Here is a 15828-nt window from a genome sequence, read left to right on the forward strand (position 1 = left end):
GCTTTTTTTATATTATAAAATCCCCAAAATTTTATTTACGCAACTTATAATAATAACCATAGATACGGCAACGCACATGACAACCGTATTACGATCTTGCTTTTCTTTTTTTGAAATTTCTTCTTTTGAATTCATGTGTATGATCTCCTTTTAAAAAAAGTGTGAGATAGGAAATTTTTCTTATCCGATGCGAGGTGAATACGAAAACCCTCTCTATCTCACATACACAATAGAATGGAATTGTCATTTTATAAATAAAATGACATGACGTTATGTCGCAACATAGGGTATTTTGTGTCGCTACGTTTTTTATTATAAAAAATAGTTGTGCAAAACTAGTGCATTTTTTATGTCAATTACTCCGAGCGAAAAAATCATCCCTCCATTCAATCACATAAAAAGAGTTTTTTATTATTTTCATGTAAACTATACAAGTAGAATGAACAGTTTGGGGTGCACAAGATTATGGTAAAAATTTTATTAGTAGACGATGAAGAACGTATGTTACGATTATTAGATCTATTCTTAAGCCCTCGCGGCTATTTTTGTATGAAAGCTACCTCTGGCCTTGAAGCACTAAAATTAATCGAACAAAAAGAATTCGATATTATTTTATTAGATGTTATGATGCCGAATATGGATGGATGGGATACTTGCTATCAAATTCGTCAAATTTCTAACGTTCCTATCATTATGTTAACAGCTCGCAACCAAAACTACGATATGGTGAAAGGCCTCACGATGGGCGCAGATGATTATATTACAAAACCATTTGATGAGCATGTATTAGTCGCACGAATCGAGGCTATATTACGCCGTACAAAAAAAGATGGCTTTGTTAGTTTCAATGGTATTGAGTGGGATAAAACAAAACATACCGTCACAGTGTACGATGAAAAAATCTCGCTAACTCCTATCGAATTTTCGTTACTCGGACTATTTTTGCAAAATACAAACCGTGCTTATAGCCGAGATGATTTAATCGAAAAAATTTGGGGCTATGAAACAGATATCGAATATAGAACAATTGATTCACACATTCGTAATATCCGTGATAAACTACGCAAAAAAGGATTTCCGATTGAAGATTACCTAGAAACGGTCTATAAAGTCGGATATAAATGGAAAAGTGAATAATTACTTCGGTCAGTGGGAAATCGTATACCACTGACTCTTTATTATGAATAAGGTATGGTGAGAAAATGAGTAAACTTTCCCTTAAAATTGGGACATACTTTTTAATATTAGCTTTATGTATTGAAACAATTGCTTTCGTATCTTTTTATAAAAGCCTTTCAACAATGCGTGTGAAAGAAGAAACCGATGCTCTATTAGAGAAAGGTAATCGGTATCGTGATAAGATTGTAAACCGTGCAAGATGGAATGATCATTCTAAACAACAGCAATACACAGAACGTCCTAAACACCCTCGGTATCAGGATTTCACTATCGAGCATGCAGCTGAAGATTTAATCGGTTCCGAATTAATTGCTAATACTGATATCACAATCATTATAACTGACAATAACGGCAAAATTATTTCTAACTCAGAACCCATAACGAAAGAAATGCAAAAACAACTTATTTGTAAAACAAAATCTATTCCAAAAAGCGGGTTAATTGTAGAAAGAAACTGGAAAAAATCAAAATTCATCTCAACAGTAAGTCCACTTGAAATTCAAGGATTTCAAGGTAATTTACATATGTTATTAAAAACATCTTTCTTAGAAAAGATGTTACTTAAACTCCTGCATCAATTTCTTATCATTAGTATTTTGACGATTATTTTAACAACTATTTCTGTCTTTGTTTTTTCTAAACTTATTACAGATCCTCTTATAAAAATGAAGAGAGCGACAGAAAAAATGTCAAAATTAAACAAGCCAATTCAATTAGGTATTAAACGAAATGATGAACTCGGAAGTTTAGCAAAAACAATTGAAGATTTATCGAGTGAGCTTACGTATATGAAAAAAGAGCGCAATGAATTTCTCGCTAGTGTCGCTCATGAACTATTAACTCCATTGACCTATATGAAAGGTTATGCAAAGGTAGCAAAGAGAGACTCTTTAACAAAAGCGGAGCGAGAAGAATACTTACAAATCATTGAGGATGAAACGGATAGTGTAACCGATCTCGTCCAAGATTTATTTATGCTTGTACAATTAGAACAACACCAATTTGTTATAAAAAAACAAAAAGTGCTTCTTCAGCCATTTTTAGAACGAATGGTTGAAAAGACAAAAACAACATTAACGAATAAGCAAATGCAACTTCATGTATATTGCAAAGATGATTTAGAAGTTTGTATAGACGAAAGACGTATGGAACAAGTTATGTTAAATTTATTACACAACGCTTATCAACATTCGCCAGAAAACACATCCATTACGATACGTGTACTCATAGAAACAGATTCTTTTACAATAAGTGTACAAGATGAAGGTGAAGGTATTCCTGAAGAAGATATCCCGCATATTTTTGACCGTTTTTATCGTGTTGATAAATCTAGAACACGAGCTACAGGCGGAAAAGGCATCGGGCTAGCTGTTGCAAAGGAAATTGTAGAATTGCATAACGGTTCTATTCTAGTAACAAGCCAATTAGGAGCGGGAACAAACTTTATAATCGAGCTACCTTTTGAATAATATGCGTGTGAAAACACCAGTAGTAGTAAACACTACTGGTGTTATTTTGTTCATAAAAACAGCTCATATAAGCTAAGCTTTTGAAATTATTCTTATTTCAATATAAAATAAAGGTACATTTGCAAAGATTTGGAGGGTGATATAATTGGATATCCATGTATTAACAAAAGACGAAGCAGAAATTTACTTAGAACTTCGCGTAGAAGGATTAAAGCAAAACCCTGAAGCATTCAGCTCTTCTTATGAAGATATTATTAATAAAGAGTGTGCGATTGAATATAAAGCACAAAAATTAGCACAAGATGAAAACTATACGCTAGGTGCATTTAAAGATGGAAAATTAATCGGGGTTGCAACACTGGAAACGAAACCATATGTAAAACAAGAACATAAAGCTAAAATCGGTTCTGTATATGTATCTCCAAAAGCACGCGGACTTGGAGCAGGAAAAGCACTTATTAAAGAATGTCTTGAGCTTGCTAAATCTTTAGAAGTAGAACAAGTTATGCTTGATGTTGTTGTTGGCAACGATGGAGCGAAAAAACTTTATGAATCATTAGGTTTTAAAACATTCGGTGTACAAGAACGTTCATTAAAATATAACGGACAATATTGGGACGAAGAGCATATGGTCTTATTCTTAGATGAAAATAAATAATAAAAAACATCCTCATGTTTGGAGGATGTTTTTTACTTTCTTGTAAACCATGCCGTGTGTAATAATTGAATCGCTTTCGCAATCTCTTCCTCTGATAATATCGCAAACCCAAGTAAAACTACACTCTCAGGCGCCATACCGTCTTTATAGTACGTAGACACAGGATATATTTTAATACTATATTTCGCAGCTTCTTGAATTAATTCTTCTTCCCGCATTCCATTATGCACTTTTAATAAAATGTGTAATCCCGAATCTTCTCCTATCACTTCAACACGATTAGAGAAATACTTCTCTATTTCAAAAACAAGTCTATCTCTCTTCTTTCGGTAGACAACACGCATTTTATGAATATGTTTTTCCCAATATCCTTCATTTAAAAATCTTCTAATCACTTCTTGATCTATTCTTGAAACACTTTGTGTATAAAATAAATATTGCTGTTGATACTTTTTAATTAATTTCTTCGGCAACACCATATAGCTCATCCGTAGCGATGGCAATAATGCTTTAGATAGCGTCCCCATATAAATAACTTTCCCCTCTGTATCTAACCCTTGCAGCGCCGGTATAGGCTTTCCAGAATAACGAAATTCACTATCGTAATCATCTTCAATAATATACCTGCTCTCTTCTTTCTTTGCCCATTGTAAAAGCTGCATCCTTCTCGTAATAGGCATAATCATTCCATATGGAAACTGATGGGAAGGTGTAACAAATACAACATTCGCATTGCTATTTTCTAAATCTGCAATACAAATTCCATCTCTATCTAAAGATAACATTTTGACTCTTGCTTCTCCCTGTTCAAAAACAACCATCTTCCTATGATACCCTGGGTTTTCAACTGCATAATTGCTTCCCTTTAACAATTGAAACAATAGTTTCACTAATATTTGTGTTCCCGCTCCTAATACAATTTGACTAGCTGAACAACGCACACCTCTAGATTCATACAAATAATTCGTAATCTCTTCTCTTAAGCTTGCTTCCCCTTGAGGGTGTCCTAGAAAGAGAAGTTCGTTATTATGCGGCTGCCATACTTCATTTACAATTTTCCGATACATATTAAATGGAAAAGCATTTGTATCAATTCCTGTTTGTGTAAAGTCAAATTTATAACACTTCTCCTGAAACGGGACTTCTTCTATCCTCTCTTCGCTATCCTCTACATGAACCATTTGCTCAATCTTGCATACAAAATAACCTTTTCTCGATATCGATTCAATATAACCTTCTGCAAGTAATTGTTCGTAGGCTGCCTCTACTGTATTTTTACTTACTTGTAAATGTATCGCTAACTTTCGCTTAGCCGGTAATTTCGTAAAAGGGACAATCGATCCATCTTTAATCTCTTTTTTTATATACTCATACAATTGCACATACAATGCCTTTTTACTATTCACATTTAAATTAGGCGTTAATTCTAACATAATATCTGACCCCTTAATAAAATTAAAATCTGATACTTTTTACAGTACCAGATTTTATATATAATTCCTTTTATCATGTCACACATCAAAAATCAAATACCGGAGAGGAGAAACATGATAATGAACAATGGTAGACGTATCGGACTCATTATGATTATTACAGGGGCTACATTATGGGGATTATCTGGTCCAATGATTCAGTGGCTATTTCAGCATACTAATGTATCCTCAATTGATTTTTTAACAATTCGATTGTTACTTGCAGGAATATTTATTTTGTCTTTCTTACTTATAAAGAAACAAAACATATTTCAAATTTGGAAACATCCTAGATATTCTATACAACTTATTATTTTCTCTATTCTCGGCATGCTTGGTGCGCAATACGCCTTTATCGAAACGGTTCATATTAGTAACGCGGTCACAGCAACGCTATTTCAATTTCTAGGTCCTGTTCTTATTACCATGTATGTTGCATTTGAACAAAGAAAATTCCCTGCTTCCATGCAACTATTCGCAATTATAGCCGCGCTAATAGGAACATACTTTATTATTACAAATGGCTCAATTGAAAATATTGTTTTATCTAAAGAAGCTATTATTTTTGGACTATTAACAGCAATTGGATTTGCATTTTATACCCTTCATCCAGCTTCACTTATTAAAGCATGCGGAACAACTATAGTAATTGGTTGGGGGATGTTAATCGGAGGAATTGCACTACTTATTTATAATCATTCATTCGGGTGGAATCAATTTTCACAAACCTTTACACTAAAAACTTTTTCTATGCTTATTCTTATCATTATTAGTGGTACCCTTTCTTTCCTTCTGTATATCGGTAGTCTTAAATATTTAGCAGCAACAGAAACAAGCATTTTATCTAGCATTGAACCCCTTGTAGCTGCCATCGTTTCAATCACTTGGCTAAATGAATCTTTTGGAGCATATCAATTATTAGGCGGCATATGTATCGTTCTGTCCGTTATTTTTTTGACGATGCCTCAAAAAGAAACCGAACCAACCTATACAACGGAACAAATATAAAATGAAACTTTAATTAGTCGAGCTATCTCCCACTGATTATTAACCTACACCAATCGGGCTTTTACGGGATACAAAATGTCAAAAGAGGTCGTACAAAACTTACGACCTCTTTTGACATTTTAAAGGAATTGTCCCGCCTTCTAGCAAATACAATTACACTAACAATAAAAACTAGGAGTGTGGCACCATGAAAAAAATCGGAACTATGCTACTTCTCTCCTTCCTCATCACTGGATGCACACAAGCACAACCTGATTCAAAAGCATCTAAAACTGAAGCTGTCGCAACGTCCAATCAAGTGAACGCACCTTCCTTCTTTCATCTTAGTGTTTTAAAAGATGTAAATTGGGAAGAAGCACCCTCATTCATAGACGGAAAAATACCTTTAAAAGGCATCGAAGGAAAAATCGCAATGGCTGATAGTCCTATTATCGCAAATGAACAAAATGAAATAATGTGGTACTTTCTAGATTCTGAAATACCAACTGGAAAATTGTCTATTATTGCGCTAAAACAAGGATCTGTAACGCCAACACCAGTACTCTTTCAAAAAGAAATTTCCAAACAAACTTGGACTACTTCAAATACAATCAATTCTACTACAAGCGAACTCCCTCTCGCTATGTCACTACCTTCATCTGGATTATGGTTATTAAATATATATGTGAATGAAAAATATTATGATCAGTTTGTAATCACCGCTGAGTAAAGTGACAAAAATAAACCACTTTCTTACAACAATGTAATTTCTACGTCATGTACTTCGATAGTTGAATTATCTCTCTTCTCTTATACTTAAAGTAAGAAATGAACGAGGAGAGATGAGAGATGAAAAAAATGATAGAAGTAATCGTAGCAGTAACTGAGGTTTTAGTGAATGGTAAACAAGTTGCAATGGAATTAAATAAATAGTGAAGAAACATAAATAATTCTACACTTCTTCATTATTTTGATTTCTTATCTCAAAAAAGCAGTGCCTTTTAGGCACTGCTTTTAGCTATTAATAACGTGGTATTTTCGTAATTTGTGCCACGCCTGAATCAATAGCTGCTTTCGCTACTGCTTCCGCAACACTTGGAACAACTCTTTTATCTAATGGATTCGGGATTACATAATTCGCATTACGTTCTTCATCAGTAATGATGTTAGCGATCCCATATGCTGCCGCTAATTTCATCTCTTCTGTAATATCAGTTGCGCGCACATCTAACGCACCGCGGAATATTCCGGGAAACGCCAATACATTATTTACTTGATTCGCATAATCCGAGCGCCCAGTTCCTACTACAGCTGCCCCAGCCTCTAATGCATCCTCAGGGAAGATTTCTGGAATTGGATTCGCCATTGCAAACACAATTGCTTTCTCATTCATCGTCTGTACAAGTTCTTTCGTTAATACGTTAGGAGCAGATACGCCAATAAAAATATCAGCTTGGTTAATCGCTTCTTTTAACGTTCCACGCACATGTTCACGATTTGTCTTTTTTGAAACTTCAATTTGTGCTTCGTTCATCCATGTTTCACCTTCACAAACAATACCTTCTAGGCTAACTAGCGTAATGTGCTTTGCACCAGCCTTTAATAATAATTTTCCAATTGCAATTCCTGCCGAACCCGCACCGTTAATAACGATTTTCACATTATCCATTTGTTTGCTAACAACTTTTAATGCATTAATAACAGCTGCTAAAACGACAATAGCTGTTCCATGTTGATCATCATGGAATACAGGAATATTCGTTTCTTCTTTTAATCGTTTTTCAATTTCAAAACAACGCGGTGCTGCAATATCTTCTAAATTAATCCCTGCAAATGTAGGCTCTAAATTTTTCACAAGGGTAACGATTTCATCTACATCCGTTGTGCCTAAACATAATGGGAAAGCATCTACATTCGCAAACTTCTTAAACAAAATACTTTTTCCTTCCATAACAGGCATAGCCGCTTTCGGTCCAATGTTTCCTAAACCGAGTACCGCTGTTCCATCTGAGACAACTGCCACCATATTACCACGTGCTGTATAGTCATACACCGTTTCTTCATCTGCCGCAATTGCTTTACAAGACTCCGCTACACCTGGTGTATACGTCAGGCTTAAATCATCCGCTGAATTTACTTCTACTTTACTTGTAATTTCAATTTTCCCTACTAATTCTTTATGCAATAACAATGATCTTTCATTAATTTGATTTGCTAACATACTTATAATCTCCCCTTAATTTGACAAGCTAGCTATATGAATATAGCTAGCTTGTTTGATCATGAAAACATCTTTAATAATATTGTCGCTGTTACAACCATTGCCGCTCCGCCTAAACGAGTCGAAATTTGCGCGAACGGCATTAATTCCATACGATTTGAAGCTGATAAAATAGCAACATCTCCAGTTCCACCTAAACCGCTATGACATCCAGTTACAATCGCTGATTCAACTGGATACATTTTCATCACTTTCCCTACAAGAAAACCTGATGCTACCATTGTAAGAACAACCGATGCGCACACAACAACATATCCTACTGAAAGAACTGCTGCTACGTCTTTTAACGGAATATATAGCAATCCTAATCCAACCATTAAAGGCCAAGTTAAATTCTTCGAAATAAATTTATATAAATGGAATGCTCCTTGCTCCATTTTTGCTGGCATTAATTTAAAGTATTTCACAAGCGCTGCTGAGAAAATCATAATGATTGCCCCAGGAATACCGATGAACTTAGAAGCAAATCCTCCGAAGATGAAGAACGTACACGCAATTAATAAACCTGCTCCCATTAATGAGAAGTCAATTGGCTTCTCTGTATTTTGTTCTTTTAATAATTCTGCTTGATTGTCTGTTTTCACTAATACACCGTTACCACTAAGCTCCGGTTTCTTCTCACCTAAACGCTTCATATACCCTGCACTTACAATTGCGAACATATTTCCAATAATAGCTGCTGGAATAAGCTGTGATACAAACGTTGCTGATGATTCATTTAAAATATCACTATAAGCTAGCGACAATGGTAAAATCCCTTCCCCGATACCACCACTCACAATTGGTACGATGATAAAGAAGAATGTGTGCTTCATTTCAAATCCAAATAATGAACCGACCAATAATCCTACTGCTACAGAAGCTAACGTCCCTACTACTAAAGGAATAAACATGCGAACGAAACCTTGTACTAACACTTTACGGTTCATTCCTAAAATACTTCCGACTACTAAACAAGAAATATATAAATATAAAAAGTTCGATTTTTTCATTAACATAGTCGCAGCTTCCATTGAAGCTGGATTCATCCAGTTAAAAAATACAAGTAATGATGGAATAAATAACGAAAGTATTGCTGGACCACCGATATTTTTTAAAATTGGAATTCTCATCCCAATATCACCTAAGAAAATCCCCATGATCATAATAACTGCAAATCCACCAATCATATCTGCTGGCAATTTATTATATACAGATGCCCCATAAATAATAGCAGCCAATACTACATATAACGGTAAAGGTATAACACCGATTTTTACATTCATAATTTTAGAAGCGAAAGATTCTCTTTGTACTTCATTTCCTTCAGAAAATGATACCGCTTCCACATTCTTTTGAATTCCCATATGGCACCCCCTCGTTTTCTTAATAACAATATTAAAACGCTTTCAATAGTAAAAATAGTTTTTGTAAGTTTTGTAATTGATTTTGTAATTAAAAAAAGTATAAGCGACTTATATTAAATCGCTTATACGTAAAACTCTATTTTCTTTTGATCAACACATCTTAATTTACTTACAGGTCTTCCCACATGTTGGTACATCATTTCGTTTTCTAACACCCCAATGTCAGTCAGAAACATTACATATTTTCGAATAGAAACTCTTGAAATTCCAACTAATTGTGCCATTTCATCTGTTGTAAATACTCTTCCATTCAGAGACTCGATCTTCTGCCAAATTAATTGCAACGTTTGCTTCGTTAACCCTTTTGGAAGCTCTTTCGTCACAGTAGGCTCCCTTTTTTCTTTTTGTAAAATTAACGAATCTAATTCCGATTGACTAATTTTTTGTTGTTCTTTCATGAAAGTAAGTTTTTCTCGATATATAGTTAATGCCTCTTTAAATCGTTCAAATGTAAATGGTTTAATTAAATAATCTACTACGCCATATTGTAATGCTTTTTTTATACTTCCCATATCATGTACAGCTGAAATCATTATAATATCGCTTTCTTTTTCTTGGTTCCGGATATACATTAAAAGCTCAAACCCAGTCTCTTCAGGCATAAAAATATCAAGTAATACTAAATCTACTCGTGATTTCTCTAATATTTCTATCGCTGACTTTACTGAGTTAACTGCTTGAACAAGTTCAAACCCTCCTACTTGCTCTAAATAATGCGTATTTAACATTGCTACCATCGGGTCATCTTCTACAATTAAAACTTTAATCATATTTGCCTCTCATCCCTACCTTTAGGTATTTCAATCGTTATCGTTGTTCCCTTTCCTACTAATGAATGCATATGAATTTCCCCATTTATTCGCTGTATACTTTCTTTTACAAGATACAAACCATAACCGCGGTTATCTCCCTTTGTGGAATAACCTTTCGTAAATAATTCCTCTATTTCTTTTTCTTGTATACCTTTTCCCGTATCTTGCACTGTAATAGTTAGTATATCCCCATGTTGTATCTTAACTTCAACTCGCTTCTTTTCACAATTCGTAACTGCCTCTAATGCATTATCAATTAAATTTCCGACAATCGTAATAAGTTCATGAGTAATACTTTCATCATCTATTTCCGGCATATAAGAATCTTCACTTATAATTAATTTTATATTTTTCTCTCTAGCATAGCTGAGCTTACCTAGTAAAAAACCAGCAAATACTGGACTTTTTATTCTTTTCATAACTCCACCAATTTCATATTGATGCTCTGATACCATGCCGCTTATATACTTCTGTAATTCTTCATACTGTTTCATATGTGTAAGCCCTAATACGACATGCATCTTATTCATAAACTCATGAGATTGTGCCCGTAATGCTTCTGCATATAGTCTAATACCAGTTAGTTCCTCTGCTAGTTTTCTAATCTCTGTTTTATCACGAAATGTTGCAATTGCACCAACTATTTCTCCTTTTACATATAAAGGAACTCGATTCGTCACAATCGTAATTCCATAAATATTTTGTTCTTCGTTTAATTGTACTTCTCCCGTTTGCAATACTTCTTTTATACGTGAATTTGGCATATACAACTCAACATCTTTACCGATAAAATCTTCTTCAAGTCCGCTTTTTTTAAATAGACGTTTCGCTTCATTATTAATTAACGTTACTCTAGCCTCTTTATCTACAGCAATAATACCTTCCTTTACAGATTGTAGCATCGTATTTCTTTCTTCAAGAATTTTTGCTATCCTGTGCGGCTCAAGACCGAATAAACTTTTCTTTATATGTCTAGCTAGCAATATTGCTCCTATAATTCCGACTAATACACCCACTCCGACACCAATATAAATGATATGTCTACTTTCCTTAACTCTCTCTTTTACATTATCTGCTGAAATACCAACAGCCACTGCTCCAAGTTGTTCACCTGTTTCAGAAAATATTGGTACAAACACTCGCATGGAAATACCTAAAGTTCCTTCTGCTAACGATACATGTTCTTTTCCTTTCAATGCAGGCCCTTCATCTCCCCCAATAAAATGATGCCCTATTTTTTGAGGATTTGGATGTGACTTTCTTATTCCATTCATGTCCATAACTACAATAAATTGAACACCTGTGTTTTGTAATATTCTATTTGTATACGTTTGGATTGCAGAGGGATCTGCTTTCCCAACCAAGCCATCGATTACAATCGAATCATTCGCCACAATGTGTGCAATTGTTTTTGCTTTCTCTGCTTGGCTATCCTCCGTCGTCCGTTCTACATTATGACTAATTAATATATCTGTCACAAGTAAAGAAAAAATTACAACTGTACAAACTAACAATGTAATCGTTTTCCATAAATTCCATAGTCTTTTTCTTTTTTTCATCCTGTTAATGACTCCCCTAATTGCTGAATAGAAAAATAAGTAAGGTGATATTATTTTCACCTTACTTATCTGCTGTTATTATACTTTAAATTTACTAGTCATCGCTTGTAGTTCTTCTGCCATCTCAGCTAAGTTTTGCGAAGCTGAACTAATTTCCTCCATGGAATTAACCTGTTCTTCTGTTGAAGCTGCAACACTTTGCATACTAGCTGTATTTTCTTCTGCAGCAGCTGCAATTTCATCAATAGCATTTGTCACTTCATTTGCATCTCCAGCAATTCTCTTCGTTGTTTCTACCATTTGATTAACTTGAGAAACAATATGTGTAGTAGCACTTAAAATTTCCGTAAAACTTACTTTCGTTTTTGTTACAACATCAAGGCCTTGTTGAACTTCTCCATTCACATTATCCATCGCCTTAACAGTATGTTCAATATCCGCCTTAATTTCTGCAATTAAATTTGCAATCTCTCCAGATGACTCTCCTGATTGCTCTGCTAATTTTCTAACCTCATCTGCTACAATAGCAAATCCTCGTCCCTGTTCACCTGCTCTTGCTGCTTCAATAGCCGCATTTAAAGCTAATAAGTTTGTTTGAGTTGCAATGTTTTGAATTGCTTCAGAAATAGCTCCTACTTGCTTTGATTTCTCATCAAGAAGTTTAATAATAGCATCTGACTCGGATACCGACCTAGAAATAGACTGCATTTGTTTTGCGGTTTGTTCAACTAAATCTTCTCCCTCTTCAGCTCTTTCACGGGCATGTAATGAGGAAATAGAAATTGACTCTGCGCTTCCAGTTACATCTTGAATTGCTGTATTTACTTGTTGTAATGTAGCAGCACCTTCTTCAACACCTTGACTTTGTGACTCAGCCCCACCTGATACTTGTTCCATCGCAATTGTAATTTGATCTGTCGCATCATTTGCTTGCTGTACGCTCGCTGTTAACTCTTCAGCCGATGCTGCAACATGTTCTGCTGAAAAGCTAATTTGGGTAATAACATCTTGTAAAGACGTAGACATTTCATTAAATGAATTCCCTAATTTCCCTATGTCATCCTTGGAATGGATTGTAATTTTCTCTGTTAAATCTCCCTTACTAATTTTATATGCCGATTCAGCTATTTTTCGTAATGGCCCTGTAATAGACTTTGTAATGAAATAAATTAATATACTACCAAATGCAATAGCAATAGCAATGACAATCAAAGTCTTATAAAACACTGGACTGGCAGCTTGGTTAATTTCTTCATCGAACATAACACCAACTACTTTCCAGCCTGTTTTCTCATTTGTTGCAAAGATTAAATTCTTTTTATCATCTTGTTCTGTATAAGAGACATTTCCTTGTTTTTCTTCATAAATTGGTTTAATCCAAGGATCAGTAACTTTTGCACCTGGTTTTCTAGATGGATGACTAACAATTTGCTTATTTTGATCTAAAATAACTGCATAACCTTTTTCACCAATGTTAATCATTTTGGAAATTTTCAAGATGTTATCTAGATTTAAGTTAATTCCTATAACACCTTTACCATCTTTTACTTCTTTAGCAATTGTCACTACCATATTTTTTGTAGATGCTGATTGATATGGTGCAGTAACAATTACTTTCCCTTTATTTTCATGTGCTTCTTTATACCAAGATCTATCTCTTGGATTGTATCCATCAGCCATTTGGATAAATGGTTCTCTTATAAACTTTCCCGTCTCTGTTCCAATATAAATACCTTCTACTTCTGGATGAAGTTTTATATATTGCGCTAGCTTCGTTCTTACTATTTCTTCCTGTCCATTTAGATATGTATCTTCTGTTAAGATGTCTGCAAAGTACGTCGCATCAACAAATTTCTCTTCTATATTTTGAGAAATAACAGTATTTAAAATCGAAATATTCTCCTTTGCTTTAGCTGTCATTTGATGTTCAAAATTTGTTTTGGCAGTTTGATATGAAACACCACCAATAATAATTCCTGGTATAGTTAAAATAATAAAGAATGAAATGATTAATTTTTTATTGATACTCATACATTTAACCCAGTTAAATATTTTTTGCATAATAAGCCTCCTTTATGTAATGTGGATACTTGTGTCATTTTATACAATTAACATGCATAAAACAATATATAATGATAACATGTAAATTTTTCGTCAATTATGCATTTTTGCATATCCACTCCTTATACGTATTTTAATCATAAAAATAAGAGAACTTTAGCATTATATATGCTAAAGTTCTCTTATTTCTTAACAGCTTCTACTCTATAAAACTTCTCTTATAATCCTTAAATCTTTACCCTTCGCCTTATAGTCATATTACTAAAACTCTTCGTCCTAATTTATTTGACGCTCTTTACATAACTAATTGCCTGACTTCCCATTTGTACCCATGCCTGTTCAAAGGTTTCTCTCGGTACTTTTACATCTAAGCTATCCTCAAGTGGATCTCGAATATATACAGATTCCTGATCATATCCAATAAGTACAACACAATGTTCATTATACGTAATAGAAACATCTCCACTATTTGTTTCCCATGTAGTAAATTCAGCTGCATCTAATGGTGCAAATGTTGCATTTGTGATCATGACTACAGGTTGCCCTGCTTTTATCCTCTTATAAATTTCTTCTATATTCTTCCCTGTTAAGTCTACAGCTTTATTAGGTAAATATTTTTCCGCTAACTGAAAAAGTGGCCCATGATATACACCATATCCCGATTCAGAAAATGTATAAATATTACCTACAAATCCTTCATTTGGATTCCCTCGCACACCATCGTCTATAAAATCAACTTTTTTTATTTCATTTGCTAATGTCATCTTATCCACTGAAACACCAGCGTATTGTAACATCATCGCTAAGCTTGTCACTTCACAGCCTCTATCTAGCTCTGGTAGTTGCTGAATTAATGGTACACTTGATAAAATGGCCTTTTCATCATTATTACTAAATTCCGGTTCTTTCCCGTTTTGTATATTGAAGAATGTCCACTTCTCCCCATACTTTGTAATTCCATTTGTATATACACTCCATACCGCTATAGCTAGTAATGCTATACATATATACCACTTAAACCTCCGTATCACTCTCACGCCCTTTTTAGTTAGTTAAATAAGAATAAAATGCGTCAGCATCCGTTCGAATCACTGGTACAAAATTTAGTTCTTTTTCTCTCTCAGGTTGATCTTTTTTTATTTTTTCTGTTAGCTCTTGAATATTCATGTTCGCTTTGTCCATATTAAGCTCATCTGCCAATTGTAGCACCTTTTGTTCATTAATTTCTCTTAATACTTGATATATATCTTTCCCATATAAATCAATATTATATTTTTTTGCTTCTTCCTGCACTTTTTGTTCGTACACCTCTTGTGCTAACACTTCTATCTCTTTTCCTTTTGGTGAAATACCTAACTTCCCTGCTTCCTCTCTTACTTTCGTTCCATAGATTTCTTCTGCAATGTCCTCTATTTCTTTTCCATTTGTCGAAATACCTAATTTATCCGCTTCATCATTAATTTTAATCGTATTAATTTGATTAATTAAATTTACAATTGATGTATTTTCTATAGATATGCCTAGTTTTAACGCTTCTTGCTTTACTTTTGTTTCATAGATTTCTTCTGACAGCGTCCCAACATCTTTTCCTTCAATCGAAATTCCTAGCTGCTTCGCTTCTCTTCCTACTTCTGTCTCATGAATTTCTTTTTCTAACGTAATTTGTTCTTTCCCTTCCGTTTCAATACCTAGATTCTCCGCCTTTTCTTCTGTATGCACAGCATGTATCTTTCCATTATTTAATTGTTCTTTGCTACGTTGTGTGTAATCTGTCTTTCCTTTTGATGTTTCAGAAGGAGAGGCACCCCCTAATATACTTAAGCTCATTACTCCAATAGTGAATACCGTCATCATTTTCTTTTTCAAAATTAATTCCTCCCTCTTATACTTTCTTTCCCATCATTCCCCTAGTTTTTTTAATACTATACATACATCTCATCGCTT

At 34.2% G+C, this 15828-nt stretch carries 14 protein-coding genes and 1 pseudogene; 5 read left to right on the forward strand and 10 right to left on the reverse strand.

Annotated elements, in window-relative coordinates; translation table 11 throughout:
- Positions 1-12: 12 nt before the first annotated feature.
- Positions 13-135: a hypothetical protein gene (locus tag D1166_RS31935; RefSeq protein ID WP_001085006.1), complete on the reverse strand. Its 123-nt coding sequence runs from the start codon at positions 133-135 to the stop codon at positions 13-15.
- Between the two features lie 330 nt (positions 136-465).
- Here D1166_RS31935 and D1166_RS24295 point away from each other — a divergent pair, with 330 nt between their 5' ends.
- From D1166_RS24295 to D1166_RS24305, 3 genes are all read left to right on the forward strand, one after another.
- Entirely contained in the window at positions 466-1137 is a 672-nt protein-coding gene (locus D1166_RS24295) for a response regulator transcription factor (protein ID WP_000238956.1), read from the forward strand.
- Positions 1138-1202: 65 nt separating this feature from the next.
- On the forward strand, positions 1203-2648 hold the full coding sequence (locus tag D1166_RS24300) for a HAMP domain-containing sensor histidine kinase (protein WP_097856370.1): 1446 nt from the start codon (positions 1203-1205) through the stop codon (positions 2646-2648).
- A gap of 145 nt (positions 2649-2793) precedes the next feature.
- Positions 2794-3306 (forward strand): GNAT family N-acetyltransferase, encoded by a 513-nt coding sequence (locus tag D1166_RS24305; RefSeq protein ID WP_000351212.1) that lies wholly within the window; start codon positions 2794-2796, stop codon positions 3304-3306.
- A gap of 32 nt (positions 3307-3338) precedes the next feature.
- Here D1166_RS24305 and pdxR read toward each other — a convergent pair whose 3' ends face one another.
- Positions 3339-4739 carry a MocR-like pyridoxine biosynthesis transcription factor PdxR gene (gene pdxR, locus D1166_RS24310; protein ID WP_000891925.1) on the reverse strand — a complete coding sequence of 467 codons (1401 nt, stop codon included), beginning with the start codon at positions 4737-4739 and terminating at the stop codon, positions 3339-3341.
- A gap of 120 nt (positions 4740-4859) precedes the next feature.
- Here pdxR and D1166_RS24315 point away from each other — a divergent pair, with 120 nt between their 5' ends.
- Together D1166_RS24315 and D1166_RS24320 are read left to right on the forward strand one after the other, a co-directional pair.
- Positions 4860-5786 (forward strand): DMT family transporter, encoded by a 927-nt coding sequence (locus D1166_RS24315; RefSeq protein ID WP_097856369.1) that lies wholly within the window; start codon positions 4860-4862, stop codon positions 5784-5786.
- A gap of 187 nt (positions 5787-5973) precedes the next feature.
- Positions 5974-6495: a DUF4871 domain-containing protein gene (locus D1166_RS24320; RefSeq protein ID WP_000719682.1), complete on the forward strand. Its 522-nt coding sequence runs from the start codon at positions 5974-5976 to the stop codon at positions 6493-6495.
- 291 nt (positions 6496-6786) lie between these two features.
- On the opposite strand, the gene D1166_RS24325 is transcribed toward D1166_RS24320, so the two are convergent.
- The 8 genes and pseudogenes from D1166_RS24325 to D1166_RS24355 form a co-directional block, all read right to left on the reverse strand.
- Positions 6787-7986 (reverse strand): NAD(P)-dependent malic enzyme, encoded by a 1200-nt coding sequence (locus tag D1166_RS24325; protein ID WP_000880782.1) that lies wholly within the window; start codon positions 7984-7986, stop codon positions 6787-6789.
- Between the two features lie 59 nt (positions 7987-8045).
- On the reverse strand, positions 8046-9392 hold the full coding sequence (locus D1166_RS24330; protein ID WP_000512722.1) for a 2-hydroxycarboxylate transporter family protein: 1347 nt from the start codon (positions 9390-9392) through the stop codon (positions 8046-8048).
- Between the two features lie 122 nt (positions 9393-9514).
- On the reverse strand, positions 9515-10222 hold the full coding sequence (locus D1166_RS24335; protein ID WP_000598668.1) for a response regulator: 708 nt from the start codon (positions 10220-10222) through the stop codon (positions 9515-9517).
- On the reverse strand, positions 10219-11823 hold the full coding sequence (locus D1166_RS24340) for a sensor histidine kinase (RefSeq protein ID WP_097856368.1): 1605 nt from the start codon (positions 11821-11823) through the stop codon (positions 10219-10221). The genes D1166_RS24335 and D1166_RS24340 overlap by 4 nt, the downstream gene beginning before the upstream one ends.
- 78 nt (positions 11824-11901) lie before the next feature.
- Positions 11902-12849, reverse strand: coding sequence for a methyl-accepting chemotaxis protein (locus D1166_RS32410; RefSeq protein WP_439328677.1), 948 nt, complete (start codon positions 12847-12849; stop codon positions 11902-11904).
- Positions 12841-13884: pseudogene (locus tag D1166_RS32415) on the reverse strand (HAMP domain-containing protein); the annotation flags it as partial. The gene D1166_RS32410 and the pseudogene D1166_RS32415, both read right to left, overlap by 9 nt.
- A 281-nt stretch (positions 13885-14165) precedes the next feature.
- Entirely contained in the window at positions 14166-14915 is a 750-nt protein-coding gene (locus D1166_RS24350) for a C39 family peptidase (protein ID WP_423734367.1), read from the reverse strand.
- Between the two features lie 13 nt (positions 14916-14928).
- On the reverse strand, positions 14929-15750 hold the full coding sequence (locus D1166_RS24355; RefSeq protein WP_097856365.1) for a transporter: 822 nt from the start codon (positions 15748-15750) through the stop codon (positions 14929-14931).
- Positions 15751-15828: the final 78 nt, after the last annotated feature.

It is taken from the genome of Bacillus sp. ISO11, from assembly GCF_003458115.1.
GTDB classification, from domain to species: domain Bacteria; phylum Bacillota; class Bacilli; order Bacillales; family Bacillaceae_G; genus Bacillus_A; species Bacillus_A cereus.

Excerpts from the sequence above, each read along its gene's own strand:
- D1166_RS24340 (WP_097856368.1), bottom strand. The coding sequence starts at position 11,823 with ATGAAAAAAAGAAAAAGACTATGGAATTTATGGAAAACGATTACATTG.
- D1166_RS24335 (WP_000598668.1), bottom strand. The coding sequence starts at position 10,222 with ATGATTAAAGTTTTAATTGTAGAAGATGACCCGATGGTAGCAATGTTA.
- D1166_RS24330 (WP_000512722.1), bottom strand. The coding sequence starts at position 9,392 with ATGGGAATTCAAAAGAATGTGGAAGCGGTATCATTTTCTGAAGGAAAT.
- D1166_RS24315 (WP_097856369.1), top strand. The coding sequence starts at position 4,860 with ATGAACAATGGTAGACGTATCGGACTCATTATGATTATTACAGGGGCT.
- D1166_RS24325 (WP_000880782.1), bottom strand. The coding sequence starts at position 7,986 with ATGTTAGCAAATCAAATTAATGAAAGATCATTGTTATTGCATAAAGAA.
- D1166_RS32410 (WP_439328677.1), bottom strand. The coding sequence starts at position 12,849 with ATGTCTACGTCTTTACAAGATGTTATTACCCAAATTAGCTTTTCAGCA.
- pdxR (WP_000891925.1), bottom strand. The coding sequence starts at position 4,739 with ATGTTAGAATTAACGCCTAATTTAAATGTGAATAGTAAAAAGGCATTG.
- D1166_RS24320 (WP_000719682.1), top strand. The coding sequence starts at position 5,974 with ATGAAAAAAATCGGAACTATGCTACTTCTCTCCTTCCTCATCACTGGA.
- D1166_RS24300 (WP_097856370.1), top strand. The coding sequence starts at position 1,203 with ATGAGTAAACTTTCCCTTAAAATTGGGACATACTTTTTAATATTAGCT.
- D1166_RS24295 (WP_000238956.1), top strand. The coding sequence starts at position 466 with ATGGTAAAAATTTTATTAGTAGACGATGAAGAACGTATGTTACGATTA.
- D1166_RS31935 (WP_001085006.1), bottom strand. The coding sequence starts at position 135 with ATGAATTCAAAAGAAGAAATTTCAAAAAAAGAAAAGCAAGATCGTAAT.